This window comes from Pseudomonas sp. G.S.17, assembly GCF_038096165.1.
Lineage (GTDB): Bacteria > Pseudomonadota > Gammaproteobacteria > Pseudomonadales > Pseudomonadaceae > Aquipseudomonas.
The window spans coordinates 2,293,499-2,319,018 of sequence record NZ_CP151076.1; the positions used below are offsets into that span (position 1 = coordinate 2,293,499).

The 25,520-nt window shown below is 58.2% G+C and carries 22 protein-coding genes and 10 pseudogenes; 18 read left to right on the top strand and 14 right to left on the bottom strand.

What is annotated here, in order from left to right:
* The first annotated feature begins 159 nt into the window (after positions 1-159).
* From AABC73_RS10575 to AABC73_RS10615, 9 genes and pseudogenes are all read left to right on the top strand, one after another.
* On the top strand, positions 160-1,038 hold the full coding sequence (locus AABC73_RS10575) for an MBL fold metallo-hydrolase (RefSeq protein WP_341523523.1): 879 nt from the start codon (positions 160-162) through the stop codon (positions 1,036-1,038).
* Positions 1,039-1,090: 52 nt separating this feature from the next.
* Positions 1,091-2,761, top strand: coding sequence for a TIGR01244 family sulfur transferase (locus AABC73_RS10580; RefSeq protein WP_341523524.1), 1,671 nt, complete (start codon positions 1,091-1,093; stop codon positions 2,759-2,761).
* A 28-nt stretch (positions 2,762-2,789) separates the two neighbouring features.
* A complete protein-coding gene (locus AABC73_RS10585; RefSeq protein ID WP_341523525.1) occupies positions 2,790-3,593 on the top strand; it encodes a sulfite exporter TauE/SafE family protein in 804 nt (267 codons plus the stop codon).
* Positions 3,586-3,954: pseudogene (locus tag AABC73_RS10590) on the top strand (OsmC family protein); the annotation flags it as partial. The gene AABC73_RS10585 and the pseudogene AABC73_RS10590, both read left to right, overlap by 8 nt.
* A pseudogene (locus tag AABC73_RS10595) lies at positions 3,946-4,284 on the top strand (PaaI family thioesterase); the annotation flags it as partial. The pseudogenes AABC73_RS10590 and AABC73_RS10595, both read left to right, overlap by 9 nt.
* Positions 4,283-4,539 (top strand): annotated as a pseudogene (locus AABC73_RS10600) (metalloregulator ArsR/SmtB family transcription factor); the annotation flags it as partial. The pseudogenes AABC73_RS10595 and AABC73_RS10600, both read left to right, overlap by 2 nt.
* Positions 4,520-4,960 carry a YeeE/YedE family protein gene (locus tag AABC73_RS10605; protein WP_341523526.1) on the top strand — a complete coding sequence of 147 codons (441 nt, stop codon included), beginning with the start codon at positions 4,520-4,522 and terminating at the stop codon, positions 4,958-4,960. The pseudogene AABC73_RS10600 and the gene AABC73_RS10605, both read left to right, overlap by 20 nt.
* A complete protein-coding gene (locus AABC73_RS10610) occupies positions 4,957-5,376 on the top strand; it encodes a DUF6691 family protein (protein ID WP_341523527.1) in 420 nt (139 codons plus the stop codon). Before AABC73_RS10605 ends, AABC73_RS10610 begins: the two co-directional genes overlap by 4 nt.
* Positions 5,377-5,391: 15 nt before the next feature.
* Positions 5,392-5,580: a DUF2892 domain-containing protein gene (locus tag AABC73_RS10615; RefSeq protein WP_047574380.1), complete on the top strand. Its 189-nt coding sequence runs from the start codon at positions 5,392-5,394 to the stop codon at positions 5,578-5,580.
* A gap of 405 nt (positions 5,581-5,985) precedes the next feature.
* Here AABC73_RS10615 and AABC73_RS10620 read toward each other — a convergent pair whose 3' ends face one another.
* Positions 5,986-6,603 carry a hypothetical protein gene (locus AABC73_RS10620; protein ID WP_341523528.1) on the bottom strand — a complete coding sequence of 206 codons (618 nt, stop codon included), beginning with the start codon at positions 6,601-6,603 and terminating at the stop codon, positions 5,986-5,988.
* An 89-nt stretch (positions 6,604-6,692) separates the two neighbouring features.
* Between AABC73_RS10620 and AABC73_RS10625 the strand changes: the two are divergent.
* Positions 6,693-6,779, top strand: a pseudogene (locus tag AABC73_RS10625) (universal stress protein); the annotation flags it as partial.
* Here the strand turns inward: AABC73_RS10625 and AABC73_RS10630 are convergent.
* From AABC73_RS10630 to AABC73_RS10640, 3 genes and pseudogenes are all read right to left on the bottom strand, one after another.
* A complete protein-coding gene (locus AABC73_RS10630; protein WP_341523529.1) occupies positions 6,774-9,320 on the bottom strand; it encodes a SwmB domain-containing protein in 2,547 nt (848 codons plus the stop codon). The pseudogene AABC73_RS10625 and the gene AABC73_RS10630 sit on opposite strands and share 6 nt — an antisense overlap.
* A 130-nt stretch (positions 9,321-9,450) precedes the next feature.
* Positions 9,451-9,585: pseudogene (locus AABC73_RS10635) on the bottom strand (transposase domain-containing protein); the annotation flags it as partial.
* Positions 9,586-9,588: 3 nt separating this feature from the next.
* A pseudogene (locus AABC73_RS10640) lies at positions 9,589-9,936 on the bottom strand (integrase core domain-containing protein); the annotation flags it as partial.
* A 17-nt stretch (positions 9,937-9,953) separates the two neighbouring features.
* Between AABC73_RS10640 and AABC73_RS10645 the strand changes: the two are divergent.
* From AABC73_RS10645 to AABC73_RS10655, 3 genes and pseudogenes are all read left to right on the top strand, one after another.
* Positions 9,954-10,276 (top strand): annotated as a pseudogene (locus AABC73_RS10645) (class II aldolase/adducin family protein); the annotation flags it as partial.
* 112 nt (positions 10,277-10,388) lie between these two features.
* A pseudogene (locus AABC73_RS10650) lies at positions 10,389-10,951 on the top strand (ABC transporter permease); the annotation flags it as partial.
* A gap of 342 nt (positions 10,952-11,293) precedes the next feature.
* Positions 11,294-11,509, top strand: a complete 216-nt coding sequence (locus AABC73_RS10655; RefSeq protein ID WP_020290311.1) for a TOBE domain-containing protein — start codon at positions 11,294-11,296, stop codon at positions 11,507-11,509.
* Between the two features lie 76 nt (positions 11,510-11,585).
* On the opposite strand, the gene AABC73_RS10660 is transcribed toward AABC73_RS10655, so the two are convergent.
* The 4 genes and pseudogenes from AABC73_RS10660 to mgrA form a co-directional block, all read right to left on the bottom strand.
* On the bottom strand, positions 11,586-12,674 hold the full coding sequence (locus AABC73_RS10660) for an LLM class flavin-dependent oxidoreductase (protein WP_341523531.1): 1,089 nt from the start codon (positions 12,672-12,674) through the stop codon (positions 11,586-11,588).
* Positions 12,675-12,841: 167 nt separating this feature from the next.
* Positions 12,842-14,074, bottom strand: a complete 1,233-nt coding sequence (locus AABC73_RS10665; protein WP_341523532.1) for an alpha-hydroxy acid oxidase — start codon at positions 14,072-14,074, stop codon at positions 12,842-12,844.
* 80 nt (positions 14,075-14,154) lie between these two features.
* Positions 14,155-14,418 (bottom strand): annotated as a pseudogene (locus AABC73_RS10670) (TauD/TfdA family dioxygenase); the annotation flags it as partial.
* 571 nt (positions 14,419-14,989) lie between these two features.
* Positions 14,990-16,027 carry an L-glyceraldehyde 3-phosphate reductase gene (gene mgrA, locus AABC73_RS10675; RefSeq protein ID WP_331148901.1) on the bottom strand — a complete coding sequence of 346 codons (1,038 nt, stop codon included), beginning with the start codon at positions 16,025-16,027 and terminating at the stop codon, positions 14,990-14,992.
* 179 nt (positions 16,028-16,206) lie between these two features.
* On the opposite strand from mgrA, the pseudogene AABC73_RS10680 reads away from it, so the two are divergent.
* Positions 16,207-16,497: pseudogene (locus AABC73_RS10680) on the top strand (biopolymer transporter ExbD); the annotation flags it as partial.
* Positions 16,498-16,708: 211 nt separating this feature from the next.
* Here the strand turns inward: AABC73_RS10680 and AABC73_RS10685 are convergent.
* From AABC73_RS10685 to AABC73_RS10695, 3 genes are read right to left on the bottom strand one after another with little or no spacing between them, the layout of a single operon-like run.
* Positions 16,709-18,118 (bottom strand): efflux transporter outer membrane subunit, encoded by a 1,410-nt coding sequence (locus AABC73_RS10685; protein WP_341523533.1) that lies wholly within the window; start codon positions 18,116-18,118, stop codon positions 16,709-16,711.
* 1 nt (position 18,119) lies between these two features.
* Positions 18,120-19,151 (bottom strand): HlyD family secretion protein, encoded by a 1,032-nt coding sequence (locus AABC73_RS10690; RefSeq protein WP_341523534.1) that lies wholly within the window; start codon positions 19,149-19,151, stop codon positions 18,120-18,122.
* Positions 19,148-20,677, bottom strand: coding sequence for an MFS transporter (locus tag AABC73_RS10695; RefSeq protein WP_341523535.1), 1,530 nt, complete (start codon positions 20,675-20,677; stop codon positions 19,148-19,150). The genes AABC73_RS10690 and AABC73_RS10695 overlap by 4 nt, the downstream gene beginning before the upstream one ends.
* Before the next feature lie 81 nt (positions 20,678-20,758).
* Here AABC73_RS10695 and AABC73_RS10700 point away from each other — a divergent pair, with 81 nt between their 5' ends.
* The 4 genes from AABC73_RS10700 (at position 20,759) to AABC73_RS10715 (ending at position 23,731) form a co-directional block, all read left to right on the top strand.
* Complete coding sequence (locus AABC73_RS10700; protein WP_341523536.1) at positions 20,759-21,517, top strand: IclR family transcriptional regulator; 759 nt, start codon at positions 20,759-20,761, stop codon at positions 21,515-21,517.
* Between the two features lie 234 nt (positions 21,518-21,751).
* The gene (locus AABC73_RS10705; RefSeq protein ID WP_341523537.1) at positions 21,752-22,912 is read left to right on the top strand and encodes a DUF1624 domain-containing protein; all 1,161 of its coding nucleotides are present in this window, start codon (positions 21,752-21,754) and stop codon (positions 22,910-22,912) included.
* Between the two features lie 221 nt (positions 22,913-23,133).
* A complete protein-coding gene (locus AABC73_RS10710) occupies positions 23,134-23,322 on the top strand; it encodes a DUF2188 domain-containing protein (RefSeq protein ID WP_341523538.1) in 189 nt (62 codons plus the stop codon).
* 175 nt (positions 23,323-23,497) lie between these two features.
* Positions 23,498-23,731, top strand: a complete 234-nt coding sequence (locus AABC73_RS10715; RefSeq protein WP_341523539.1) for a hypothetical protein — start codon at positions 23,498-23,500, stop codon at positions 23,729-23,731.
* Positions 23,732-23,755: 24 nt separating this feature from the next.
* On the opposite strand, the gene AABC73_RS10720 is transcribed toward AABC73_RS10715, so the two are convergent.
* The 3 genes from AABC73_RS10720 to rutD form a co-directional block, all read right to left on the bottom strand.
* On the bottom strand, positions 23,756-23,980 hold the full coding sequence (locus AABC73_RS10720) for a DUF6555 family protein (RefSeq protein ID WP_341523540.1): 225 nt from the start codon (positions 23,978-23,980) through the stop codon (positions 23,756-23,758).
* Between the two features lie 196 nt (positions 23,981-24,176).
* A complete protein-coding gene (rutF, locus tag AABC73_RS10725) occupies positions 24,177-24,722 on the bottom strand; it encodes an NADH-dependent FMN reductase RutF (RefSeq protein WP_341523541.1) in 546 nt (181 codons plus the stop codon).
* Entirely contained in the window at positions 24,713-25,516 is an 804-nt protein-coding gene (gene rutD / locus AABC73_RS10730) for a pyrimidine utilization protein D (RefSeq protein WP_341523542.1), read from the bottom strand. Before rutD ends, rutF begins: the two co-directional genes overlap by 10 nt.
* Positions 25,517-25,520 lie beyond the last annotated feature (4 nt).

Sequence of the window (25,520 nt, forward strand, 5' to 3'; positions counted from 1 at the left end):
GGGTATGGGAGAGCAAGAACCTACCTCAATTCAAAAAATAAAACTAATAGAATCAAATAGATAAGATTATATTTCTATACAGTCTCGGCTTGGCAGACTTATTGCTATGTCAGTCCTTAGTGTGAGCGGCTCGGTAAAAAGCCCCTAAGGAGACAAGTCATGAGCGTAAAACTTCACATCGAAGGATTCTTCGATTCTGCTACCAATACCGTCAGCTACCTTGTGCTGGATGAGGCCACCCACCACTGCGCTTTAATAGACAGCGTACTTGATTACGATCCTAAGTCCGGCCACACCGCCACAACGTCTGCCGACAAATTGATTGCGAGGGTGAACGAACTCAATGCGAGGGTCGAATGGATTCTCGAGACCCACGTCCACGCAGACCACCTGACGGCAGCGCCATACCTGAAGGAAAAGCTCGGTGGAAAAATGGGAATCGGCAGCCAGATTTCGACGGTGCAAGAGGTGTTCGGCACTCTGTTCAATACAACTGGCGAGATGGCCCGCGATGGAAGCCAGTTCGATCACCTGTTCGTTAATGATGAGTCGTTTGCCATCGGCACGCTGCAATGCTACGCGCTCCATACACCTGGTCACACACCTGCCTGTATGACGTATGTAATCAGCGATGGGACCGAAACGGCTGCGTTCGTCGGCGATACCTTGTTTATGCCGGACTACGGTACTGCACGCTGTGATTTTCCCGGTGGCGATGCGCGTACGTTGTTCCAGTCAATCAACAAGGTACTGAGTCTGCCGGCCAATACCTTGCTGTACATGTGCCACGACTACCAGCCAGATGGCCGCGAGGTGCAGTTCGTCAGCACCGTTGCAGACCAACGCGCGCACAACGTTCATGTGCGTAACGGGATCAGTGAGGAGGAGTTTGTGGCGATGCGTACAAAGCGTGATGCATCGATGGACATGCCGACGCTGATCCTGCCATCGGTTCAGGTCAACATGCGAGCCGGGCACTTGCCTGAGCCTGAAGCGAACGGGACGCGCTACCTGAAAATCCCGCTCAACGTCGCCTGACGTTGCCTTCCCTAAAAAACCTATAAGAAAAATACCCATAACGGAGACCTTTATGGACACTCGCTGCCTTGCGCCTGGACTGTCGGTATCAGAACAGATTTTTCCCAATCAATTGGCTGAACTAAAAGTAGCCGGTTTTCGAGCCATTGTGTGTAACCGTCCCGATGGCGAAGGCGGCGATCAACCCTTGTTTGCCGAAATCAAACGTACGGCCCAAGCGATCGGTATTGAGGCGCACTACCTTCCCGCTGAATCAGGCAAAGTAACCGACGAGCAAGGTATTGCCTTCGGCAAGCTCCTTGAAACGCTTCCAAAACCGGTATTGGCCTACTGCCGTTCCGGCATGCGCTCGACGACGATGTGGGCACTGTCACAAGCGGGCCAACAACCCCTGCCCAACATCGTCGAGACTGCAAAAAAAGCCGGGTTCGATATGAAAGGCGTCATTCGCCGGATTGCGAATCAGGGGCGCACGCCGGTCGAAGTGGCTGAGGCGCAGCATACCGTGGTCATCATCGGTGGCGGTGCGGCAGGTATCGCGACTGCATCCAGTTTACTGGCGCGAGATCCGGGACTCGACGTTGCCATAGTCGACCCGGCAGATGTGCACTACTACCAGCCAGGCTGGACACTTGTCGGCTGTGGCGTCTTCGATGCGCCCCAAACTGCCCGCACGATGGGCACGACCATCCCCCGAGGGGTGCACTGGATCAAGTCGGCGGTCGCCGCTTTCGAACCCGAGAGAAATGCTGTCATTCTCGATGGATGCAGAGTCGTCAAATACGAGCAACTGATCGTGTGCCCTGGCCTGAAGCTCAATTGGCATGCAATCGAGGGTTTGTCAGACACCTTGGGCCGCAACGGCGTGACTTCAAACTACCTGTATCACCTTGCCCCCTATACGTGGGAACTGGTGCAGCAACTGCGTGGTGGGCGAGCCATTTTCACGCAACCACCCATGCCGATCAAATGTGCCGGGGCACCGCAAAAAGCAATGTACCTCTCTGCCGATCATTGGAAACGTATCGGTGTATTGGACAACGTCGAGATCGAGTTTTGCAGCGCTGGCGCGGTGCTGTTCGGAGTTCCCGATTATGTGCCCGCACTGATGGAATACATCAAGGCCTATGGTATCGACCTTAATTTCAGCACCACGCTCACCAGCGTGAACGGACCCGCACGAACTGCAACGTTCAACTGCGTCAATCCGGATGGCAGCGCCCACCTTGTCACGCGCAACTTCGATCTACTTCATGTGGTGCCACCGCAGATTGCGCCGGACTTCGTTCGGGTCAGCCCTCTCGTTGACGCGGCTGGTTGGATTGATGTCGACCCTGCCACATTGCGCCATAAAACCTGGGTCAATATTCACGCGCTGGGAGACGCGGCCAACTCCAGCAACGCCAAAACTGCCGCGGCAGCACGCAAGCAGGCGCCAGTCGTTGCGCACAATGTTTTGGCTGCAATGGGTAGAGCGAAAGGCAGCGCCCATTACGACGGCTACGGCTCCTGCCCGCTGACGGTTGAACGCGGCAAGATCGTACTGGCTGAGTTCACTTATGGAGGCAAGGTCGCCCCCAGTTTCCCATCCTGGCTGATTGACGGTACCCGGCCATCGAGGCTGGCATGGTTGCTCAAAGAGCGGATTCTTCCACCGCTGTATTGGAAGGGAATGCTTAAGGGCCATGAGTGGATGGCGAAACCTGAGTTAGCTGACTTATGAGATCAGACCTGAAAGCTAGGAGACTGAGATGATCGTCGTCTTACTGCTCGGGCTTACTGTTGGGGTAATTCTGGCGCTGACCGGCGCCGGCGGAGGAATACTGGCGGTTCCATTGCTGGTGTTTGGGGCGGGGTTGAGCATGGCCGAGGCTGGGCCAATCGGTTTACTGGCTGTCGGTTTAGCTGCGACCCTGGGTGCCGTGATGGGACTTAAAAACGGCACCGTCCGCTATAAAGCTGCGCTTTTAATTGCAGGAGCGGGGATCGTATGCTCTCCACTTGGCCTTTGGTTGGCGCAGCGCACACCTAACCGTCCGTTAACGATCATGTTTGCCTTCGTGCTTATGTACGTTGCGTTTCGGGTATTTCAACGCTCGTTGCCTCCTTCCACAGAGTCAAAGGGCCCCGTCACCTCCAAACCACCGCCTTGTCTATTGGACGCCAATCGAGGAAAGCTAAATTGGACTGCTCCGTGTGCATGGGCGCTCACCGTTTCTGGCGTTGTCGCGGGTGGGCTTTCTGGCTTGCTCGGCGTGGGCGGTGGCTTTGTGATGGTGCCGGCGCTCCAGCGATACACCAACTTGACCGCTCAGTCAGTGCTTGCAACGTCTCTAGCCGTTATTGCGCTGGTATCAATTTCCGGCGTTGCTGCTAGCTCGGCAGCCGGGCACTTACAGTGGGCTGTTGCCATTCCGTTTTCCATTGGAGCATTAGCCGGCATGATCTGCGGTCGCTTGGTCGCTGGCAAGTTGTCGGGGCCAAACTTACAAAAAGGGTTTGCCATTGTATCTGCGGTGGTTGCAGTGGCCTTGCTGGTTAAAGCTATTGAGTAGATCAAGTGGGTGGAGGACTTACCCGCCTGTTGACGGCTGCCCTAAAAGCCTTCAGCTAACCCATGACTGCAGGATCCGGCTGCAAGGGTCTGACCCAAGCCCGGTAGAGTTGCTGCTCGGTGCGGTAGCCAACTGCTTGACTAATAGTCTGCTATTCGCGCTGCGCAAGTACAAACAGGATGCCGAACCGCTTTCTTGCAAGGCCAGTGCTGAGGTCGGACGCAATGCTGAAAATCGCCTACGGGTGCTCCAAATAGACATCGAACTGCAGTTAGGCAAATCAGCTGCCAAGCTGGAGCACTTACCGCGCATCCTTGGCCAATTCGAAAGCTTTTGCACCGTTACACAGAGCGTGGCCCAAGGTAGCCCAGTCCAAGATCGGGCTGCCCCGGACGGCATCTGTTTCGGGTGCGGAAGCGCGCATCCAAGCGGTCTCCAGATAAAAAGTCACTGGGATACCGACGGAATTCATATTGTGTGCAAACACACTCCATCCCTCGAATTTACCGGGTGGCCAGAGTTGGTTTATGGCGGTTTCATTGTAATGTTGGTGGACTGCCACTCGAACTGGACCGCGATGGCCTATCACTATCGTGCAGAAGGGAGAGAACCTGGAACAGAGCCCCGCATCGATTGCGTTACTGGACAATTGAACCTCAGCTTTCAAAAGTCCACGCCAATGGGGAGTGAACCCAGATCGCTTGATGCTGCTATGCCAATTATCACCAAGGTGAGCGCAATTTCAGCGATCTGGAGTCACCGCTGGGGATACATCAACCGACTCTCTCTCAACAGCTGGCGGTGCTTCGCCGCTAAAGACTGGTGGAGGCCCGCCATGACGGAAAGCAGGTGTTCTATCGCATCAGCAGGCCCGCCATTGGCAGTCATCCAAACCCTGTACCAACAATTTGTACTGGAGAAGCTTCATGAGTGTCGACTGGCTTAACTTTACTCCGTGGTCATCCCTTGCAGGCGGCGCTTTGATTGGCTTGGCGGCCAGTCTATTCGTCGTAGCCAACGGGCGTATCGCAGGCATCAGCGGTCTGATTGGTAGTCTTTTACAGCGTGGGAGCGAGGGGGTGAGTGAGAAAGCACTTTTTCTCCTGGGGCTGCTCATCGCGCCGCTTCTATGGAGCTTGTTCGCCACGCTGCCGCAGATTGAGTTCCAAAGTGGCTGGTTCGGACTGAGCGTCGCCGGTGTATTGGTGGGCATCGGCACACGATACGGTTCAGGTTGCACCAGTGGCCATGGGGTGTGCGGCATCTCGCGCCTTTCGCCGCGATCGATGGTCGCCACTGTGTGTTTCATGTTCAGCGGTTTCGTCACAGTGTTTGTCCTGCGTCATCTTTTGGGGGGTTGGACATGATCAAACTGACCGCATTCATTGCTGGCCTGCTGTTCGGCTTGGGTCTGCTTCTGGCAGGCATGGCCAACCCGAGCAAAGTCTTGGCTTTCCTGGATTTAACCGGTGCTTGGGACCCTTCCTTGGCGTTGGTCATGGTCGGGGCAATTGGCATAGCCGTTGGCCCGCTAACCTGGGCGCGACAACAATCCAGTTCGCTGCTGGGAAGGCCAATGCAGCTACCGATCAAACGTGAGTTGGACCCGCGCTTGATTGGCGGGAGCCTGTTGTTCGGCATCGGCTGGGGAATAGCAGGCATCTGTCCTGGCCCCGCAGTGGCAATTCTGCTGACAGGACGCTGGCAGGTGATCGTGTTCATGTTGGCCATGTTGGCCGGCATGTTGTTATTTACTGCGCTGGAGAGCCGGCGCAACCATTGATCGGGGGGAACCGCCATGAAAGCGAACATTGGAACCATTGACCGTAGCCTGCGCATTGTCGCTGGCCTGCTTCTCATTGGCCTCAGTCTGTCCGGTGTGATCGGCGCGTGGGGTTGGATCGGTTTAGTGCCGCTGGCCACTGGCATTTTCCGTTTCTGCCCTGCCTACACTTTGCTGGGCATCAAAACCTGTCACCGTTGCTGAACGACCGTTGCGTACTTGCGGGCACCTGAAGGTGCCCGTGGTGGTTCAGGTACGCAGCACTGATCAGGGTTCCTTGCCCAAGCCCATTGGTACTGGCTCGCCATCGAGCCCATGGATATGCGCGCTGGCACCGAGACTGCGCTGGCCAGAGTCATTAAGGTATTCGGTGCGGCGAAGCCGCACTGCGCTTATCTCTTGCCAATCGACGGGCCAATCGAATGAAAGTGCTGGTCCACGACGGCCTCGGTATTTGGCAGGTGGCACGGCGGTTGAATCAAGGCAAACTACACTGGCCAGGCATTCGACAAGATAGCTGCGTAATTGCAGGGTAAGCAGATGGCGAACACATCTTTACTTCGCCCTCACATCGATCCGCTTCCAACTGCTATATAAGGCTCCGTCTCGCTAAGAGGTGTGAGTAGGTCGTGGGAGCGATGCGATCATTTGATCAAAGGCCACCACCGCATATCTTCCATCAAGGCTTTTCAAGGTTGGCATTTCTGAAGGAAACCCGAATCTCACTCTGCCGGGAAGCACTTCACCCATAGCTGAGTACCAGGTCAGCAGAGCTTGTTGGAGGCGCACGTGTAGCTTGAATCCACTCCGTCGGCGGGTGGTGTCTGCTTTGGCTCGCTCTCGCGCGAGCTGAGGATCTATGCGGCCAACAATGTAACAGTCAGCAAAGCCAATACGTCCTTGTGCGATTGTTTCTCTTGTGGCGTCCAACTCTATTCGCCAGTTGTGTTCGCTCGTCTCGCCGATCTGCCAAAGGCTCCAAATGTAGTGGAGCTTGAGAGGGTCACTGTCACACAAAGCCCACGAAGAACTGTCTTCCATGGCCAACGCTTTTTGCCAGCGATCCACGTTTCGCTCTGCCCAAAAAGTTGCTGCTCCGACTGGATCTTTTATCCGATCCGGCTCGTTTTCAAAACGGCCGTTTTCAGGAATGACATGTTGCCCTCCATGCTTAGCGCACCAAGTCGTTTTCCCGCTGGCGCTGATTCCTTCAACTACCAAAATCATCGCTATGACTACTCAGTTAATTGCGCCATCCCTGCAAGTCCCAAGCCTGATGCCATCGACAAGCACATGAGCCACTAAGGAGACCGACAATGACCAACGTAATGGCATGCATTGATAACTCACAGTCCTCATTGGCGGTCTGCGACTACGCAGCATGGGCGTCGCAATACTTAAACAGCCAGCAAAGCAACCCCCTGATCCACCACGCCGGCCAACTTAATGGCCATTTCCGGCGAGTCAATGAAGTTGGCAATAACAGCGGCTTGCCCAGTAGCGCCTGGGTTGGCTGCCAACTGGTTCATGAAGTAGGCAAAGCCTGTGGCATCGGGCGCGCGGTTGAAGGCGCTCTGATACAACTGGGTGACAAAGCTCGTGTTATCCAACGCGCCATGGGTTTTGGCAAACTCAAGGCTACTGACGAAGTTCATCGCCAGTTGCGTCGTACTCAAGCCCTGGCTGCCGGCACCGACGTAAAAGACCAACCCGCCTTCTTCCGGATTGCGCCCCAGGGCCAGATGATAAAGCTCAGCGACGCGGCCAGTGGTGGGCGTGATATCCAGGGCCACGGTCTGGTTGTCGAAGGTCAGGCGCTCGACGTTCTTCATCGTCACAACGGAGTTTGCATCGGTCAACGAGCGCACCGTAAACGTTCCGTCCGCCTGATGGCTAATACCGTACTGTGCCCGCGTTCCGGGCAGCACCACGGTATCGATACCGCTGCCACCGTCGACACTGTCCGTACCGCCAGCAGGGTAAAAGATGTCTTTGGAACCGGAGCCGATAAAGGTATCCGCCTGGGCAGTGCCTTGCAGCACGCCACCGTTCGCAGGCGCTGTCAGGGTCACGCCGACGGCAGGCGCCACCACCACGGGCGCGACGGTGTTGTTGGTCGCGACCGTAGCGCTGAGACTGACGGCATCAGTGCCAGCAGCATTTTGCAAGGCATTGAGATCATTGCCGACCGTAGGGTCGGTATAGGCGACGGTCACGGACTGACCAGCCGCTACGGCTGTAGCCAATGTCAGGGTGGCGGTCTTGGCTGCGGCATCGATTGTGACAGCAGTCACCGTGTCGACTATGCCGCCGACCTTGACCTCAAACGCACTGGTAGCCGGCTTATTGACGGCATCCAGGGTCGTGGCTTCAACATAGCGGATCACCAGGCTGTTGCCCGTGACCGCCGCCGCACTGAACACGGGCGCCACAGGGGGAGCCACTACTAGCACACCACTGGTACTGCCCACCGAGTTAAGCGTCAGCACTGCATTGGCGCCCGTGACGGCCTGAATGGTCGCGCCATTGAGGTCAAGTGTGCTGGCAACGGCAACGCCGTCAGCATCGGCATTACCGGCCGCAACGGTGTACCTGAAAACCAGCGCATTGCTGCCAGAACCGCTCACATAATTGGCATACACCGTGCCGCCGGTATCCAGGGTAATGGCCAGGCGAGGTGTGCCACCGCCGACATTGGCCGTCACCGCTTCACTGAAATTAACCGTGAAGCTGAGGGCATCACCCACCGTATAGCTGGCGCTGGCAGGCACCGCGACACTGGCGACGACCAAGGCCGTGTTATTGGTCACGGCCGTTGCCGCCAGGCTGACGGCATCGGTGCCAGCAGCGTTCTGCAAGGCATTGGTATCATCGCCTGCCGTGGGGTCGGTGTAAGCGACCGTCACGGCCTGGCCTGCTCTCGCGGCGGTGGCCAATGTCAGGGTGGCGGTCTTGGCCGCAGCATTGACAACTACGCCAGTCACCGCAACGGATAGGCCGCCGACAGTGACGGCAAAGGCCCCCGAAGTGGGAGTATTGCTTGCATCCAGGGTCGTGGCCTCGACATAACTCATCACCAGGCTGTTGCCGGTCACTACTGCCGAGTCGAACACAGGCGGCACCGCCCCCGCCACCAGCACACCATTGAGAGCGCCCACCGAGTTAAGCGTCAGCACCCCATTGTTGCCAGCGCTATCCCTGATGGTCGCGCCATTAAGATCCAGCGTGCCCACGGTAATACCGTCGTTATCGGCGTTACCTGCCACAACGGTATAGCGGAAAGTCAAACCGCTAGTGCCAGAGCCACTCAGATAATTGGCATACACCGTACCGCCGGTATTCAATGCTATGGCAATACGAGGTGTACCACCGCTGACATCGGCCGACACTGCCTCAGTGAAATTAACCGTGAAATCGAGCGACTGGTTTGTTGCATAGGTGGCATTGGCCGGGACCAAGACGCTGCTGATCGTCGGCGACGTATGATCGATCGTATACGCATTGCCGATAAAGCCGCTCGCTATTGGGCTTGCGGTACTGGTGCTGACAATCCCCGTGCCCGAGCTGTTCAAGTCCAGCCGTAACGTACCGTCACCGCTAACAGTGCTAACCGTGACGGTGTAGACACTCCCGCTGCCGGAAAGACTTGCAATGTTACCCGCCGCTGTAGAACCCGTCGTCAGCACGAAGTCGTTCAAATCTACGCCGGTTATCGCTTCGCTGAACGTGACCGCGTAATCCACCGAAGTGGCGTTGGTGATTGGGCTGCTTACCCGGTTAATGGAGATAACGGTTGGGACTGTTGGAACTGTCATGGGGAAACCTTCTGAAGAAGTAAGTTGTCTGCCACCGAAGGACAGTTCACGGACTGCAACCCATTCGGGCCATTTGACACCAGCAGGGCTGGTTGAATGAACAGGTATGCTATATCGCCAGTATTGCATGGGCAGGCGCTAAGCGTGACAGCTTCACAAACCGCATATTCAAAGCGCTTAGCTGATCCCGGATACTGTGCTTGCGATTGAGGAATACGACGCCTTGCTGCCATGGCACTGCTAAGTAAACGAAAGGGGATCACAGGTTGCGCAACGGCATCCAGATATGCGGAAGCAACTGCTCGATTTCACTCGCCCGCTGCGTCGGCAGCCGCGTCAGCACATCTTTGAGATAGACACATGGATCGTGCCCCCTCATGCGCGCCGACTGTAGTGGTCAACTAATTCCGGACACCTCGATAGGTTGTTCCCACGCCATCGCCGGTTCGTAAACGGTCGGTGGCAGATATCCCAGTTTTGAGTGCAGTCGCTCGTTGTTGTAAAACCCAACGATGTATTCAGTGATGTCGCGTATCGCTTCGGCATGGTTGGCATAATCGCGGCGCCATCCTCGCTCCATCTTCAAGCTCAGGGAAAAGCGCTCCATCACTGAGTTATCCCAGCAATTACCTTTACGGCTCATGCTTTGCTGCATGTCGTTTCGGGCCAGCAGCGCCCTGTAGCTCACGCTGGCGTATTGACTGCCGCGATCCGAGTGGGCGATCAGGCCCGGTGGCGGTTGGCGCTGGCGTGGCGCTGGATATGGATCTGGACGAGCGCGAGCGACTGGTGGCGGATCTGGGCGACAAGAGCGTGATGAACCTGCGCAACCACGGCCTGCTCACCGGCGGGTCAGCGTCGAACATGCATTCCAGCAACTGCATCGCCTGGAGTACGCCTGCAACATTCAGGTCGCCGCACAGTCTGCCGGCAATGCCGAGTTGATCTATCCGCCTGCCGAAGTGGTCGCCAGGGTCGACGAGCAAGCCAAGGTGTTTTCCAATGGTCACGGGCCGGGTGTTGCCCGTCACTGGAACGCGCTGATTCGCGAGCTGGAGCGTACCGACACTTCTTATAAGGAGTAACCGGGACTTTTCGCAGCCAACTCGTTTATGGGCCTGGCCCACCGTATTTTCAGGAAGACGCCGATGCCTGCAAAAAATCTGGATGTTCGAGACGCCGACGCGGGCTTTCTGACAATCGACAAAGCTGCCAGCGCGGGTGATCGCTGCGCCGTCGCAGATTGGCGGCACGTTGTGGGCGATGATCGAGTCCGGCGAGCTGACCACGCACTTGTGGGTGTCATTGCAGCGAGCCTTGCTGGGCTTGAGCATTGGCGTGTGCATCGGCGAGTACACCAAGGTCGCGCTGATCGTCACCGGCACCACGTTCCCGGTGTACCTCAATCTGTTTTCCGGTATTCGCAATATCGATCCCAAGCGGATCGAGGCGGCCAATACGTTGGGGCTCACTCGCCGACAGCTGATCTGGCACGTAATCCTGCCCGGTTCCTTGCCGTCGTTTTTGTCGGCCTGCGTTACTCCCTGGGGATTTCCTGGCTGGCGCTGGTGTTCGTCGAACAGATCAACACCACCGCAGGCATCGGCTATCTGGCCAGTGACGCGCGGGACTTCATGCGCACTGACGTGATTGTCGTCTGCCTGCTGATCTACAGCATCCTCGGGCTGGTCATCGACACCATCATCCGCACGCTGGAGCGCTATGCGCTGGCCTGGCGTCCAACATTCGTGAGGAATTGAACAGGGCTGCCCTGGACCTGCTACATCCTGATTTTCATTCGGTTTCCGGCAACATCGCACCTGTGCAACTGCGCAACGTGGTCCGTCAATTTGGCCAGCAACTCTGTGCCACTTGCTGGAAAGCAGACGTTTCACCAGCTAAGCGGCGCCATGCGGGCCGCTAGCTGTACGCGAGTGTGCAATCTGTTGTCTGGCAGTGCTGGACGAACACTTGCCGGTTTGCCTCAATAAAGACTGCATATATCTTTCAGGAATAAAAACATCGCTATTCATTCCTTGTGGATGTTGATCGTCTCGCGCACCTTATGCGCAACATCCAGTCAATTCCCGAGGAACACTCAAATGACCATCAAGGCAATCAACGTTCGCAACCAGTTCAAAGGTGTCATCAGCGCCATCGTCGAAGGCCAGGTGGTTTCGGAAATCGACGTGCAAACCGCGTCGGGCATCGTCACTTCGGTCATCACCACTCGTTCGGTGCACGACCTGGAATTGAAGATCGGCAGCGAAGTCATCGCGTTCGTCAAATCCACCGAAGTGTCGATTGCCAAGCTCTGAATCTCGGCCGTTGGAGCGAGCCTCATTCACACATAAAGAGAGCGGCCTTAGCCGCTCTTTTTTGTTTGTGCTGTGATCAAGCCACTCGCTCTTGCGCCTCGCGTTCGCGCTGGGCGACCAGTTCGCGGGTCAGGGGGATGAGTTTCTTGCCGTAGTCGATGGCGTCGTCCAGTGGGTCAAAACCACGGATCAGGAAGGTGGTGATGCCCAGGTCGTAGTAGTCCAGCAACGCCTCGGCCACTTGTTCCGGCGTGCCCACTAGTGAAGTCGAATTACCCTGCGCACCCAACAGGCCAGCGATGCCGGTCCACAGGCGTTTGTCCAGGCGCGAGCCTTGGGCGGCGGCGGCCAGCAGGCGACGCGAGCCTTCATTGGGCGGCTCGCGACGTACAAAGCCGTTGGCCTGCGCGATGGCCGTGGCTTTCTGCAGGATGCTGTCGGCACGGGCCCAGGCTTTTTCTTCGGTATCCGCCAGGATCGGCCGCAGTGAGAGGCTGAAACGCACGGTACGCCCGTGTTTGGCGGCTTCTTCACGCACTTGCTTGACGACTGAACGCACCTGATCGTAAGTCTCGCCCCACAGCGCATACACGTCGGCATGCTTGCCGGCCACGGCGATGGCGGCTGGCGATGAACCGCCGAAATACACCGGGATATGCGGCTGTTGCGGAGATTTCACCAGCGAATGCGCGCCTTCGAACTGGTAGTACTCGCCTTGATGATCGAACGGTTTTTCGCTGGTCCATTCCTGACGCACGATGCCCAGATATTCATCGGTACGCGCGTAACGCTCGTCCTTGCCAATGTGACTGCCATCGGCGCGCAGCTCTTTGTCGTCGCCGCCGGTGATGATGTGAATCGCGGTGCGGCCGCCGTTGAACACGTCCAGCGTCGCGAATTGCCGCGCGGCCACGGTCGGGGAGACAAAGCCGGGGCGGTGGGCGATCAGAAACTTGAGTTTGCTGGTGACGCTGGAGGCATGCGCCGCGACAAAAGCGCTGTCCGGACTGTTGGAATGGTAGGCCACCAACGCACGGTCAAAACCGGCGTCTTCGTGGGCCTTGGCTACTTTGGCAACGTACTCGGGCTGGATGGTCGGGCCGCTGCGCGGGTGAATCTCCGATCCCGGTTGGGTAGCGATGTAGCCGATGAATTCGATGGTCATGAAGAACGTTCCTTACAGGTTCATGAGTGGGGTCAAGGCAGCGTCCGGACAATGAAAAAACCTGAGCGTCCGAATCCATGGCTACAACATATGGATATGATGGCGTGGTGTGAAATTCTATTATCTTCTAAGGTAATTATAAAAAGTTTGCATTTTCAATGTGGCGTTCATAAAGGTTCGAAACCTGATTGAGGCTTGCGCAGCAGTTGCGCCGGACCCAACTCGGCCACGGAACACACGCCCAGCATGGCCATGTCGCGGGACACTTCGTTGGCGAGTAGGTCGATGGCGTGGGCAATACCTTCCTGCCCCGCCACGGCACCGGCAAAGCCGAAGGGGCGACCGACAAAAACAAACCGTGCGCCCAGCGCCAGGGCCTTGAGCACATCGGTGCCGCGTCGTACGCCGCTGTCGAGCATCACCGGGACATTCGGGCATGCCTGGACAATGCCGGGCAGCACATGCAGCGGGGCGACCGCGCCGTCCAGTTGTCGGCCGCCATGATTGGAGACGATGATCCCGTCGGCGCCGTATGCGCAGGCTTTGATCGCATCGTCCTTGTGCAGAATCCCCTTGATCACCAGCGTGCCCGGCCACAGGCTGCGAACCAGTTGCAGATGCGCCCAATTCAGATGGCCGCGATTGGCAAAGGTCCGGCCAACGGTCGAGGACACGATCGGTGCGCTGCGGTGGGCGTAATTGTTTTCGAAATGCGGCATGCCGTGTTTGAGCAGCGTTTTGAAGAACGTACCGAACAGCCATCGCGGATGCGTGATGCCATCCCAGGCCAGGCGCAATCCTGGCCGCAGCGGAGTGGAAAACCCGGCGCGCAGGTTGTTCTCACGATTGGCCTGGACAGGCGTGTCGACGGTAATCACCAGGGTCGTGAAACCCGCCGTCTGCGCCCGTTGTACCAGCGCGATGATGTTCGGCTCGTCCCCTGGCAAATAAGCCTGGAACCACGCCTGCGGGTTGGCTTTGACCACGTCCTCCAGCGGGATCAAGGACGAGCCGCTCATGATCATCGGGATGTTCGCCTGGGCGGCGGCCTGGGTCAGGATCAAGTCGCCGCGATAGGCGTACAACGCGCTAATGCCCATGGGCGCAATGCCGAACGGCGAGTTGAACGTCTGGCCAAACAGCTCTGTGGCCTGGCTGCGTTGGGAAATATCCACTAGCGTGCGGGTGACAAATGCATAGTCGTTGAAGGCTTCACGGTTCCACGCCAGCGACAGGTTGTCTTCGGCGGCGCCCGCCACATAACCGAAGATGGGCCGTGGCAGATGTTTTTCAGCGGCCGCTTCAAAATCGTCCAGGCGCAGCAGCGGTTTCAATCGGCGAGTGTTGGCGGCGGTTTGTCGGGAGCGCTGTTTTACTTCCATTGCGGGGGACAGTTGCATGGGGTTCTCGTCATTGGTCAAGAGTGGGTTCTTTGGCGGGCGCGATGGCCGCGGGATCTCAGTTACCGAGCTGAATCAGTTCAGGCCGGGACATCGCCCAGAATAGTCGCGCGATGCATGATCCGCCGCTGCGGGCGGTAATCGTCCACCGCGTAATGCTGGGTGACGCGGTTGTCCCAGAACGCTACGTCATTGACCTGCCAGCGCCAGCGCAGGGTGAACTCCGGGCGCGTGGCGTGGCTGAACAGCAGAGTCAGAATCGCGGTGCTTTCCGCGTCGCTCAGTTCGTTGATGCGGGTGGTGAAGCCTTCGTTGACGAACAGCGATTTGCGCCCGCTGACGGGCCAGGCGGCGGCAATCGCGGGCGGCGCTAAGTTGAGAATAGTGACTTTCGACGGATCGATTTTCCAATACTTGAGCGCTGCCAGCAGACTGTAGTGGCCTGTGGAAGCGAACGGCACGGCGATTGCGCTGTCGACCTGGGTAACTTTAGCCGGGTCGACGGTTGTCTGGTAGGCGACCGTGAAGTCCGCCGCCTGAGCCAGATATAAAGCGCAAGTCAAGGACAGGGCCACCAGAAGGCGAATAGAGAAGTGCAGTTTCATCATGAAGCTCCGAATCAGGCGGGCCGAGGACTGGCTGAGCCAAAGACTAAATGATCTAAGAAACTGTAAATAAATAAGTTATTTGCATTACCTTGTGAGCGAATTACCTGACCCGTCGAGGTCTGCGGCAGCTACTCCAGACCTGCCCTGGGTTCATCCGTTCTCGCTTGTTGAAATACTTCTGAAGATTGAGCGCATTCCGTAGGACCGGCTTTAGCCGGGAGTGGGTCGGAACATTCGTAACGGCGGCGTCCGAACGTTCGCCCTCCCGGCTGAAGCCGGTCCTACGGATCGGCGTTGGCGATATCCTTCACTGCGCCGAAGACGGTTTTTCCCACAGGTTGATGCCGCCTTCCACTGCAAACCGGTCGATCTCGGCCAGTTCTTCCGGGCTGAAATCAAGGTTTTTCAATGCTTCGACGTTCTCGACGATTTGTTCCGGCCGACTCGCACCAATCAACGCCGAGGTCACGCGCGGGTCGCGCAGCGTCCAGGCCAGAGCCATTTGCGCCAGACTCTGGCCGCGACGCTTGGCGATGTCATTGAGCGCCAGCACGTGCTCAAGGTTTTCCTCCGACAAGTGCGCCGCCTGCAACGAGCCACCGCCGGGGCGATTGATCCGCGCGTTCTCGGGAATACCGTTCAGGTACTTGTCGGTGAGCAAGCCCTGAGCCAGCGCGGTGAAGGCGATCACGCCCGCGCCGAGTTCTTCGGTGGCGTCCAGCAGGTCTTTCTCAATCCAGCGATTGAGCAGGTTGTAGGCCGGTTGATGGATCAACAGCGGCACTTTCCATTCTTTGAGCAGCGCCGCCATCTCGCGGGTTTTGCTGCCGGAATAGGAGGACAGGCCGATGTACAGCGCCTTGCCTTGCTGCACTGCCGTAGCCAGTGCGCTGGCGGTTTCTTCCAGTGGCGTATGTGGATCGAATCGATGTGAATAAAAGATATCCACGTAATCCAGGCCCAGGCGTTGCAGGCTTTGATCGAGGCTGGCCAGCACGTACTTGCGCGAACCGCCGCCCTGACCATAAGGCCCCGGCCACATGTCCCAACCGGCTTTGGTGGAGATGATCAGCTCGTCGCGATAACGGGAGAAATCCTCGCGCAACAAACGCCCGAAATTGACCTCGGCGCTGCCATACGGCGGGCCATAGTTGTTGGCGAGATCGAAGTGATTGATGCCCAGATCAAACGCCGTGCGCAACATGGCGCGCTGCGTGTCGATGGGCGTGCTGTCGCCAAAGTTGTGCCACAACCCCAGGGACAATGCCGGCAAGACCAGGCCACTGCGACCGGTGCGGCGGTAAGGAATGATCTCGTAACGATCTTCGGCTGCGATGTAAGTCATGACTTGTCTCCTTGAGCAAGGTTGGATGGCTGCGGGTGGTAGCGATGTGCCGATTAGCCGCTACATTTGGGAATTCACCCCCAACATAGCATCTCCCACAATTTCGAAATCGGAACGACCCTGTGGGACCGGATTTATCCGGGAAGGTGCCGTCTCAGGCACACGCTTCGTCGCGCGTGTTGACCAACTCGATCCCGATCAACTTGCCGAAGACCGAGTCGGTCGCGCCGGTCGAACAGAAAGATCCGCTGGTGGTGAGCATTGACGGGCAGGGCAAGCTGTTCATCAACAAGGATGAAATCCAGCCCAATCTGCTGGAAATCAACCTCAAGGCAGCCAAGGAAAAGGCCCCGGATGTGCGCGTGCAACTGCAGGCCGACGACGGCGTGAATTACGGCTAAGTAGCCCGGGCCTTGGCCTCGATCGAGCGGGCCGGGATCACCAAGTTGTCGGTGATAACCGCCAAGTGATGGTTTGAACCGCTACACAGAAAACTGCGTTTTTACAGGCTGATCCTTTGGCATGAGGGCAGCCTGTTTTTTTATGGATGCCTGGCTCTGTAGGATTTCGTTGGAGCGAGGCTTGCCCGCGAAGGGGCCGGTCCACCCACTAAATCCTCTTCGGCTTGGCCTATTGCCTTCGCGGGCAAGCCTGGCTCCAACGGGCCGATATCGTGGCTCTTCAACCCGTAGGCCAACCGCCACCCAACGCCCGATACAACCGAACCCGGTCGATGGCTGCTGCTGTCGCGCTGTCCACCAACGCGCTTTCGGTATCCAGAAGCGCGCGTTGCACGCCAAGCACGTTGATAAAGTCCGCCGCGCCTTGGGTATAGCGGTCCCGGGCGGTGCTCAGGGCGATGTTGTTCTGGCTGACGGCTTCCTGCAACGCGGTGTGCCTTTGCTTTTCGGCTGCGTAGTCGGTCACCGCGTTATCCACCTCATGCCAGGCACCGAGCACCACGCGTTGATAGTTGATCGCGGCTTCCTGTTCCTGTTGTTTGCGCAGTTCCAGGGTGCCGGTCAGACGACCGCCTTGAAAAATCGGCAGATACAGGCTTGGGCCGAACGACCATTGTCGCGAGTTCCAGGCGCCCAGATCCGAGCCGTCCAATGCTTGTGAACCGAAGGTCGCACCGAGGCTGACCCGAGGATAGAAGTCGGCCTGCGCCACGCCAATTGCGGCAGTAGCCCGGTGCAAGGCGGCTTCGCTTTGCTGGATATCCGGACGTCGCTGCGCCAGTTCCGAAGGCAGCCCCAGCGGTACGTCCGGGGCTGGATGGGGAATGCTTTTCGGCTCGATCAACTCTGCATTCAGCGCGCGTGGCGGCTCGGCGAGCAGGTAACTCAGGGCATTGATCAAGCGGTCCTGCTCGGCACCCAATGCCGGGATCACCGCTTGAATGGTCGCAACTTGCGCGGCGGCGTTGGACGTGTCGAGGTTGGTGGTGACGCCATTCTCGAAACGAGCCTGAGTCAGCAGTCGACTTTGTTGGGCGATTTCCAGGTTTTGCCGGGCCACGCCGAGTTTCGCCTGCACACCGCGCAAACGGATGTAGTCGGTGGCTGTTTCGGCGGCGATGCTCAAGAGCACGCCGTCACGCTGGGCCTGAGTCAGCTGGATTTCGGCATCGGCGGCTTCGATGTTGCGCCGCACATGACCCCACAAATCGATTTCCCAACTGGCGTCCAGCGTGCTGCTCCATAGCTCGAACGGCGCCTGGCCGCTTTGTCCTGACGGATCATTGAGGCCTTCGGCGCTGTTCCGCGCGCGACGGTAGCTGCCATTGGCGCTGACGCCGGGCAGTTGCTGGCTGCCGGTAACCTGGCGCATCACCCGACTCTGCTCAAGGCGATTGCTCGCCCCACGCACATCAAGGTTCGCTTTCGCGGCACGCTCCACCAGCGAGGTCAGTTGCGCGTCGCCCAACTGCTGCCACCATTGACTGTCGGCGGGGCTGCCTGGCGCTGCGCCCGAGTGCGGCGACGCGTGCCAGGCTGCAGGCAACTGCGCGTCCGGGCGCTGAAAGTCCGGCCCGACACTACAAGCCCCCAGTCCAAGCATCGCCAGAAACAACAAGTTGTGTCTCATCTCAATGCTCCTGCGCCGTGTCAATTCGGGCGATCACCGACATGCCGATGCGCAGCTTGTCCAGATCTGGTTGGTTGGCGTCGAAGCGGATTTTTACCGGCAGTCGCTGCGTGACTTTGGTGAAGTTGCCAGTGGCGTTATCCGGGGCAATCAACGAGAACGACTGGCCGGTGGCCGGTGCGATGCTGTCGATATAACCGGTAAAAGCATGATCGGGGTAGCTGTCAACGCTCAGCTCGACCTTCTGCTGCGGCAGCATGTGGGCCAGTTGGGTTTCGCGAAAGTTGGCGACCACGAAAGCATCTTGCAGCGGAACGATGGCCATCAATGCCTGCCCTTGGGAAACATAGGCGCCGACCCGTACCGAGCGCTGGCCAACCATGCCGTCCTGTGGCGCGGTGATCCGGGTATAGGACAGATTCAACTGCGCCTGTTGCAATGCCGCCTGATCCTTGGCCAGCGCGGCCCGGGCAACTTCGAGTTGCGCCTTGAGCACATCCAGGCTTTTTGCTGCGGCCACGCGGGAAGCTTCATCCCGATCGCGGGCCGCTTGCCAGCCGAGCAACTCGGCGTCGGCTTTCTGCCGTTCCTGTTGCGTGCCAGCGCCGGCATTGGACAGGTTCAGGTAGCGCCGGGCGTTTTCCTGGGCGAACTTGAGCGATGCCGAGGTCGCGCGGGTGGTTGCCGACGCTTGATCGATAACCGCTGCCTGGCGCTCGATACTGGCCTTGAGATTGAGGATTTGCGCCGAGGCCGCCTGGACATTGGCGTTCGCCGACGCCTGGGCAGCCAGCAGATCGGCGCTGTCGATTTCGGCCAGCAACTGGCCTGCCTTGACGAGCTGGTTGTCTTCCACGGCGACCTTGACGATCTGCCCGGAAAGGCGCGGCGACACCAACACCGAGTCGGCACGGATATAGGCATCGTCGGTGTGCTCGACGGTCCCGCCGCTTATCAGGCGATAGCCAACATAAGCCGCGCAGACGACGATCGTGATGCCGATCAGAGAGAGGGCGGTTCTATGCTGTTTCATGTCGGTACCGGAGGTTGCGGTGGATAGGCACGTTTGGGAAGGGTCAGCAGGATGACCAGCAAAACGCTGATGACAGCCAGCACTGCCAGGAAGGCATCGCTGAAACTCAATACATAGGCTTGTACGCGAACCTGTCGCGCCAGAAGCGAGGTGGCTTGCGCGGTCTGCATCGGGTCAAGGGTGGGCATTCGCGAAGCAACGCCGTCGAGCAGGACATTGGAATGAAAGTGCTCGCGATGGGTGACGAAGTTTTCCAGTGCCGAAGCGGCCATCACCGACGATAAGCCGCGCAAGGTGTTGACCATCGAGGAGGCGAACGGGCCTTCCACGGGTTGGATCACGCTGGTGGCATTCATCAGCAACGGCACCACGACCAAGGGCTGGCCAATGGTGTGCAGCATCTGCAGCAGGTAAAAGTCATCGCGAATCCACTCGCTGGTAATCAACGAGCCACCCAGGCAGGCAAAGGTCAGCAGCAGCAGTCCGAAGGCGATCACGTAGCGCGAATCGACCCAGTTGCGATTGATCAACAGCGCCACCAGCGGCGCAACCACCAGTTGCGGAAGCGCAATGATCAGCGCCGTCGGCATGGTTTGCAGCGGTCGGTAGCCCTGGATCTGCATCAGGTACGAGGCGGGAATGCCGCTGCCGGCCATGGCGACAAACAAGAACAGGATCAGCGTGATCAGCCCGTAAGCGAAGTTGCGCCGTTGCAGCAGCTGCAACTTGAACAGCGGCAGCGGGTGAAACCATTCGTTGAGCAGAAACAGCGGGATGCAGATGGCCGCGCCGAGGAGCAGGGTCGTGATCAGTGGCGAGTTCAACCAGTCCAGACGTTCGCCCTGGGTCAAGGCAATCACCAGCATTGAGAGGCCCGCCACACCCAGCAGCATGCCGCGCCAATCCGCCTGGCGGAATCGCTCCAGACGCAGCGGGTCCTGGGGCAAACCATAAGCGATCAAGGCCGCGCCGAGCAATCCGCTGGGGATGATTTGCCAGAACACCATGCGCCAGTCGGCGCCTTCTGCCCATAAAGCCGCCAGCGGCATCGCCAGATTGGGGCCGAAGGTTGCGGTCAGCGCATAGGCGGACAGGCCATACAGCTTGATATGCCAGGGCAAGAAGCGCAGTGCGGCGGTCATCAGCAATGGCGGCAATGCGCCGCCCGCCAGACCTTGCAACACGCGCAGACTTACGAGGCTTTCCAGATTGGGCGCGAAGGGGATAATCGCGCCGAACAGGGTAAAGGCGAAGGTCGCGACAATAGCAAAGCGCCGCAGGGAAAACGTCACCGCGAACCACGGCGCGATGAGCATGGCCGATACTTCGGCGGCGGCGTAGACCGAACTGACCCAAGTGCCTTGATCGTGGCCCAGACCATAGACGCCGAGAATATCGGCCAGGGAGATTTCGGTGACCCGGTCGTTGATGCCGGACGTGAGCGCAGCAATCAGCACGCCCACCAGGCCCAGCGCGAGGCGTGTGGTAAAAGGCGCAGGAACCGGAGGAGGGGAAGGCGCTGACACGTAAAAATCCTGCTAAGGTTGTATGAGTAAAACCTACAATGTGGTACACCGTACCAATCAGTGATACATAAGGCAAGGCGCATGATGACAATTTCAGATACAGATCGCGGTGGGGTGCAGGTCATTTCCCGGGCGGCAGCCATTCTTCGCTGTCTGGAAGGGGAGCCTGCGGGCTTGAGCCTGGGAGAAATCGCCAAGCGTTGCGGTTTGCCGCGCTCAACTGTCCAGCGTCTGGTGGATGCCCTGGCCCTGGAAGAGTTGCTGGAAGTTCATGGTCGGGGCGGGGTTTGCCTCGGTCCTGCCTTGATGCGTCTGGCTTCCCACAGTCATGTGGATATCGTCCAGAGATCCCGGCCGTATCTGGAAGCGCTCACGGCTGAAACTGGGGAAACCACGTTGCTGGCCAGCGCTACCGGAGCCGAACTGCTGATTCTGCACACTGTGGTGTCAAGCCAGACGCTGCGGGTTTCCCCGGTACCGGGTGGTTTCCTGAATATCTACGGCATCGGCGGTGGCAAGGCACTACTGGCGACGATGGATGACGAAGCGGTGATCAAACTGCTCGGACAGAAAATCAAGCCCCTGACCCCCAACACGCTGACCCTGCCTGAATTACTTAAACAGTTGGAGCAAGTGCGCGGCAACGGAATGGCCTTTGGTAATGAAGAACACACTCTTGGCGTGGCCTCGGTCGCGGTAAGCCTGCAAACCCCGCAGGGTTACTACTCCATCGACGTGGCAGGGCCGGCATGGCGCATCAGACAGGCCCGGGAAAAGATCGAAAGCGCGCTGCTTAAGTGTCGGGAGGAACTGCTTAGCGGCCTGCGCAGTATTGATTGAGGCGCTCACCGCAGGGTTGCGGCGACGTTGCGTAGGGCCGGTTTTAGCCGGGAGGGCGCCCTCCCGGCTAAAGCCGGTCCTACGGAGCGAGTTGTTTCTTTTATTGATATAACATAACATTTGTCGGTCTTCTCTTAAGATCGTGTGCAGCGCTTCGTCTTATTGATATCAGCCGTGCCTTGCCGATTGCCACGAGCAGGCGCTGCTACTGAATCCTCTGACCATGAGTGCTCCATGACGACCCCTATCCCGAAGCCGTTGGTGTCCACGCGCCTGCAGTCCATCGATGCATTGCGTGGCCTGATTATCCTGTTCATGCTCCTCGATCACGTACGGGAAACGTTCCTCCTGCATCTACAGGTTTCCGACCCGATGGACGTGACCAGCACGCCGCCGGAGTTGTTCCTGAGTCGTACGCTGTCGCATCTGTGTGCGCCGTTGTTCATCTTTCTCACCGGCCTGTCGGCGTTCTTGTATGGCGAGCGCCACGACAAGGCCGGAGTTTCCGGCTTCCTGTTCAAGCGCGGTCTGTTCCTGATCGTGCTGGAGTTCACCCTGGTGAATTTCGCCTGGACCTTCCAGTTTCCGCCGACCTCGATCTATCTGCAGGTTATCTGGGCGATTGGCCTGAGCATGGTCGCGCTGGCGGTCCTGATCGTCCTGCCGCGCTGGGCGCTGGTGACCTTGGGACTGGTGATCATTGCCGGGCATAACCTGCTGGATGCCGTGCACTTCGGTAAAGATTCGGCACTGTATGTGCCGTGGGCGATTCTGCATGATCGCGGCTGGCTGCAGCCTTTCGAAGGCTTGCGTCTGCGCACTTCCTACCCGGTGCTGCCGTGGATCGGGGTAATTGCCTTGGGTTACGCAGCGGGACCGTGGTTTGCGGCGGGTGCCGATGCGGGCACGCGTCAGCGCAAACTGGTCGCCTGCGGATTGGGCGCGCTTGCGCTGTTCTTCGTGCTGCGTCTGATCAATAGTTATGGCGAGAAGCCCTGGGTATCCGGCGAGACCGGCGTGCAAACGCTGATGAGCTTTTTCAATATCACCAAATACCCGCCATCGCTGGTATTTCTCAGCCTGACGCTGGGGCTTGGTCTGCTAATGCTGGTCTGGTTCGAGCGTGCGGCGGGGCGCGGCTGGATGAAGCCGCTGCTGGTATTCGGTGCCGCGCCGATGTTCTTTTACCTGCTGCATCTGTATGTGCTGAAGATTCTGTATCTGATCGCCACGGCAATCTGGGGCGCCAACAAGGGCGATTATTTCGGCTTTGATTCGGTTGGCGCGGTGTGGCTGTGTTCGGTATTGCTGGCGGCCGGATTATTCCCCGCCGTCCGTGCCTTCGCCAGTTTCAAGGCGCGGCGCAAGGATATCGTCTGGTTGAAGTATTTCTAGCAGCTTCCTGTTGGAGATTCTATGTTCGTGAGCAACCCCCAGGCATAAAGTTTGGGGTGTACTCCGTCTGGCTTTTCATCAAGGCAAACATGACTCGCGAGAGTTTGCGGCCGGGATTTCGAGGGGTGAGGGTGTCGCGACGTAAGGCGCGCGGATCGCCTTCGCCGGGGTGTAAGGTAGGCAGGCAATCCCTTTCTCTTAATTGAAATGGAGGTAACTGTATGAGCACGCCCATGCTCTCGAAGATGCAAATCAATGGTTATCAAGTCATCAGCGTTAATAACGGTCCGTGGAAAGTCTGTACCAAGGATGATCGGCTGGGCTCTTTCGGCACTCGACAAGAGGCCTTGGCCTATGCAGCCTCATTGCCTGCGTACCAGGCGAGGGAGCAGCGAGCGGAGCGCCATTAATCCAGCGCAGTGCATGTAGCCTCGGTAAACGCCGGGGCTTTTGCGAATCGCCGTTCGTCAGCTTGAGTAATGATCAGGCAAACTTTCCAGGAAGTGCTGTTTCGTAATCAATGGCACCGGTCGGCGCTGTCCGGCTGCGTGTCATTATTCAAATGATTAACGAGACGCAGAACAGATGAACATCGAAACACTGATCCTCACCGAACCCGTCAAACGCCAGGTAATGCGCCTGCTCAGACAAATAGAACAAGCAAACTCCATGATCCAGGCGGTAAAGTCTGGCGCACGCGCCGATGGATTCGTGCTCGGCCTGGAGGCTGCGGGAACGGTGAGTCACAGTGAAATAGACAACTTGCATGTGTTCTTCGAAACAGCGCTGGAGGCCCGTTTGAGAGCGCTCGTGCAATGAACGACAGGGGCTTTTAAATGAAGCTCATGACTCTGTCCATTGCACATCACTCAAGCCGAATTGCTCGGCTTTGGGTTTGCTGATAGCGGGTACTTTGTCCATCCGGTATTTGGGTATCTGGCCAAATCCAGCATCAACGGCTGCCCAGTTCCAGGCTGACGCATTGTCCATAGCCTGAGCGCAGACATAGAAGCTCTTGTACTTGCCGTGTAACAGGTAGTCGATTCGGTAATGTCTGGAATGATGCATGTCTGCATCCCTCTATTGTTGATGTGGTCGATAGATGGAGTCCTCGTAGTTGGGAAAATTCGCGACTTCCGATGATCGGCATGTGACTGAAAGTTGCGCGATTGAAAGGTGGCAATACGATATTATTTTCGCTCGTTAGTTGTTCATTCGTCTGAAGTTTGCTCGTGAAGTGGTGTCATCCATTCGAATAGATTATTCAGTCCGACGGCGGCTGGGCATGAGGCAAACCGTGATAGTTTCGGTCGAAATACACCAGTGCCGCAGCATTCTTCTGCCGACGCAGTGCCAACACTTCGCAGAACAGAATGTCATGCGTGCCGACGCTGACGGTCTGGCTGACCCGGCAATCAAAAGAGGCCGCTGCGCCATCCAGAACCGGCGCACCGGTCACCCATGCAGACCATTGTGCGGCAGCGAAGCGTTCAGCCATGGGCGTCTTGCCACCGAACAGGTTGGACAGGTCGCGCTGTTCGCTGGTCAGGGTATTGATGCACAGCGTTGCATGGGCGGTGAGGGCCGGATGCACCGACGCCGAACGATTCAGGCAAACCAGCAGGGTAGGCGGCGAATCCGTCACGCTGCACACCGCCGTGGCGGTAAAACCGCAACGGCCATGAGGGCCGTCAGTGGTGATGACGTTGACGGCTGCCGCCAGGCCGGCCATGGCGTCGCGAAAATCCTGCTGGGCAATCGGCGCTGGTGTTGTCGTTGGCGCGGCAACCGCGAGTTCGGCTAGTTGCATGTCAGTGTCTCCGCTCGAGTCTGGCCAGCCAGATAATCAACAAGCTCGCAATTAAAGGGTTCAACGTCGCTGACACTTGAGGCGTGACCACCGTAGTCGAGCAACGCCAGGCGCGCCCCGCAAAGCCGATCCGCCAGATGCTGCGAGCGTTGCCACGGCACGAGCATGTCGTCGCGATTGGCGATCAGCAGGGCAGGCGTCTTGATCTGGTCGAGCCGGTCTTCAATGTCGAACGCTTGTAAGGCGGCGATGCGCCGCAGCAGGTTGTCGGTTTTCGGGAAGTGCGCCAGGGTGTGGGCTTCGTCTTCGGCCAGTTGTGCGCTGTGCGCGGCGATCCAGTCGGCGGGGTACAAAAACAGCGCCTGCGCCTGAACGTAGGCGGCCGGGCCGCTATCGCGCAGCAGATTTTTGCGGATCGCGAAGCAGCGTTCGCTGTGGGGATTGGGGCTGCTCCAGGCATTGATCAGCACCATGCTTTGCAGCAATTGCGGGCGTTGCAGGGCCAGCTCAAGCCCGACCAGTCCGCCCAGCGCGTGGCCGATGAAATGGCAACGCTGGATGTTCAGTTCATCGAGCATTGCCAGCAATTCACCGGCCATGTTCGCAATCGAGTAGTCCTCGGCAAGGCTGGCCGGACTGCGCCCGGTTCCGGCCTGGTCGTAGACCACGACGCGGTATTGCTCAGTGAGCACCGGCAGTTGCGGCGCCCAGAAGCGCGCTGAACCACCCAGACCGGAACTCAACACCAGCGTCGGTGCGTCCGCGGCCTGACAGCCGAGTATTTCATAGTGCATGCAA

Coding starts and splice junctions, on each gene's coding strand:
- AABC73_RS10575 (WP_341523523.1), top strand. CDS start 160: ATGAGCGTAAAACTTCACATCGAAGGATTCTTCGATTCTGCTACCAAT.
- AABC73_RS10580 (WP_341523524.1), top strand. CDS start 1,091: ATGGACACTCGCTGCCTTGCGCCTGGACTGTCGGTATCAGAACAGATT.
- AABC73_RS10585 (WP_341523525.1), top strand. CDS start 2,790: ATGATCGTCGTCTTACTGCTCGGGCTTACTGTTGGGGTAATTCTGGCG.
- AABC73_RS10605 (WP_341523526.1), top strand. CDS start 4,520: ATGAGTGTCGACTGGCTTAACTTTACTCCGTGGTCATCCCTTGCAGGC.
- AABC73_RS10610 (WP_341523527.1), top strand. CDS start 4,957: ATGATCAAACTGACCGCATTCATTGCTGGCCTGCTGTTCGGCTTGGGT.
- AABC73_RS10615 (WP_047574380.1), top strand. CDS start 5,392: ATGAAAGCGAACATTGGAACCATTGACCGTAGCCTGCGCATTGTCGCT.
- AABC73_RS10620 (WP_341523528.1), bottom strand. CDS start 6,603: ATGATTTTGGTAGTTGAAGGAATCAGCGCCAGCGGGAAAACGACTTGG.
- AABC73_RS10630 (WP_341523529.1), bottom strand. CDS start 9,320: ATGCAATACTGGCGATATAGCATACCTGTTCATTCAACCAGCCCTGCT.
- AABC73_RS10655 (WP_020290311.1), top strand. CDS start 11,294: ATGACCATCAAGGCAATCAACGTTCGCAACCAGTTCAAAGGTGTCATC.
- AABC73_RS10660 (WP_341523531.1), bottom strand. CDS start 12,674: ATGACCATCGAATTCATCGGCTACATCGCTACCCAACCGGGATCGGAG.
- AABC73_RS10665 (WP_341523532.1), bottom strand. CDS start 14,074: ATGCAACTGTCCCCCGCAATGGAAGTAAAACAGCGCTCCCGACAAACC.
- mgrA (WP_331148901.1), bottom strand. CDS start 16,027: ATGACTTACATCGCAGCCGAAGATCGTTACGAGATCATTCCTTACCGC.
- AABC73_RS10685 (WP_341523533.1), bottom strand. CDS start 18,118: ATGAGACACAACTTGTTGTTTCTGGCGATGCTTGGACTGGGGGCTTGT.
- AABC73_RS10690 (WP_341523534.1), bottom strand. CDS start 19,151: ATGAAACAGCATAGAACCGCCCTCTCTCTGATCGGCATCACGATCGTC.
- AABC73_RS10700 (WP_341523536.1), top strand. CDS start 20,759: ATGATGACAATTTCAGATACAGATCGCGGTGGGGTGCAGGTCATTTCC.
- AABC73_RS10705 (WP_341523537.1), top strand. CDS start 21,752: ATGACGACCCCTATCCCGAAGCCGTTGGTGTCCACGCGCCTGCAGTCC.
- AABC73_RS10710 (WP_341523538.1), top strand. CDS start 23,134: ATGAGCACGCCCATGCTCTCGAAGATGCAAATCAATGGTTATCAAGTC.
- AABC73_RS10715 (WP_341523539.1), top strand. CDS start 23,498: ATGAACATCGAAACACTGATCCTCACCGAACCCGTCAAACGCCAGGTA.
- AABC73_RS10720 (WP_341523540.1), bottom strand. CDS start 23,980: ATGCATCATTCCAGACATTACCGAATCGACTACCTGTTACACGGCAAG.
- rutF (WP_341523541.1), bottom strand. CDS start 24,722: ATGCAACTAGCCGAACTCGCGGTTGCCGCGCCAACGACAACACCAGCG.
- rutD (WP_341523542.1), bottom strand. CDS start 25,516: ATGCACTATGAAATACTCGGCTGTCAGGCCGCGGACGCACCGACGCTG.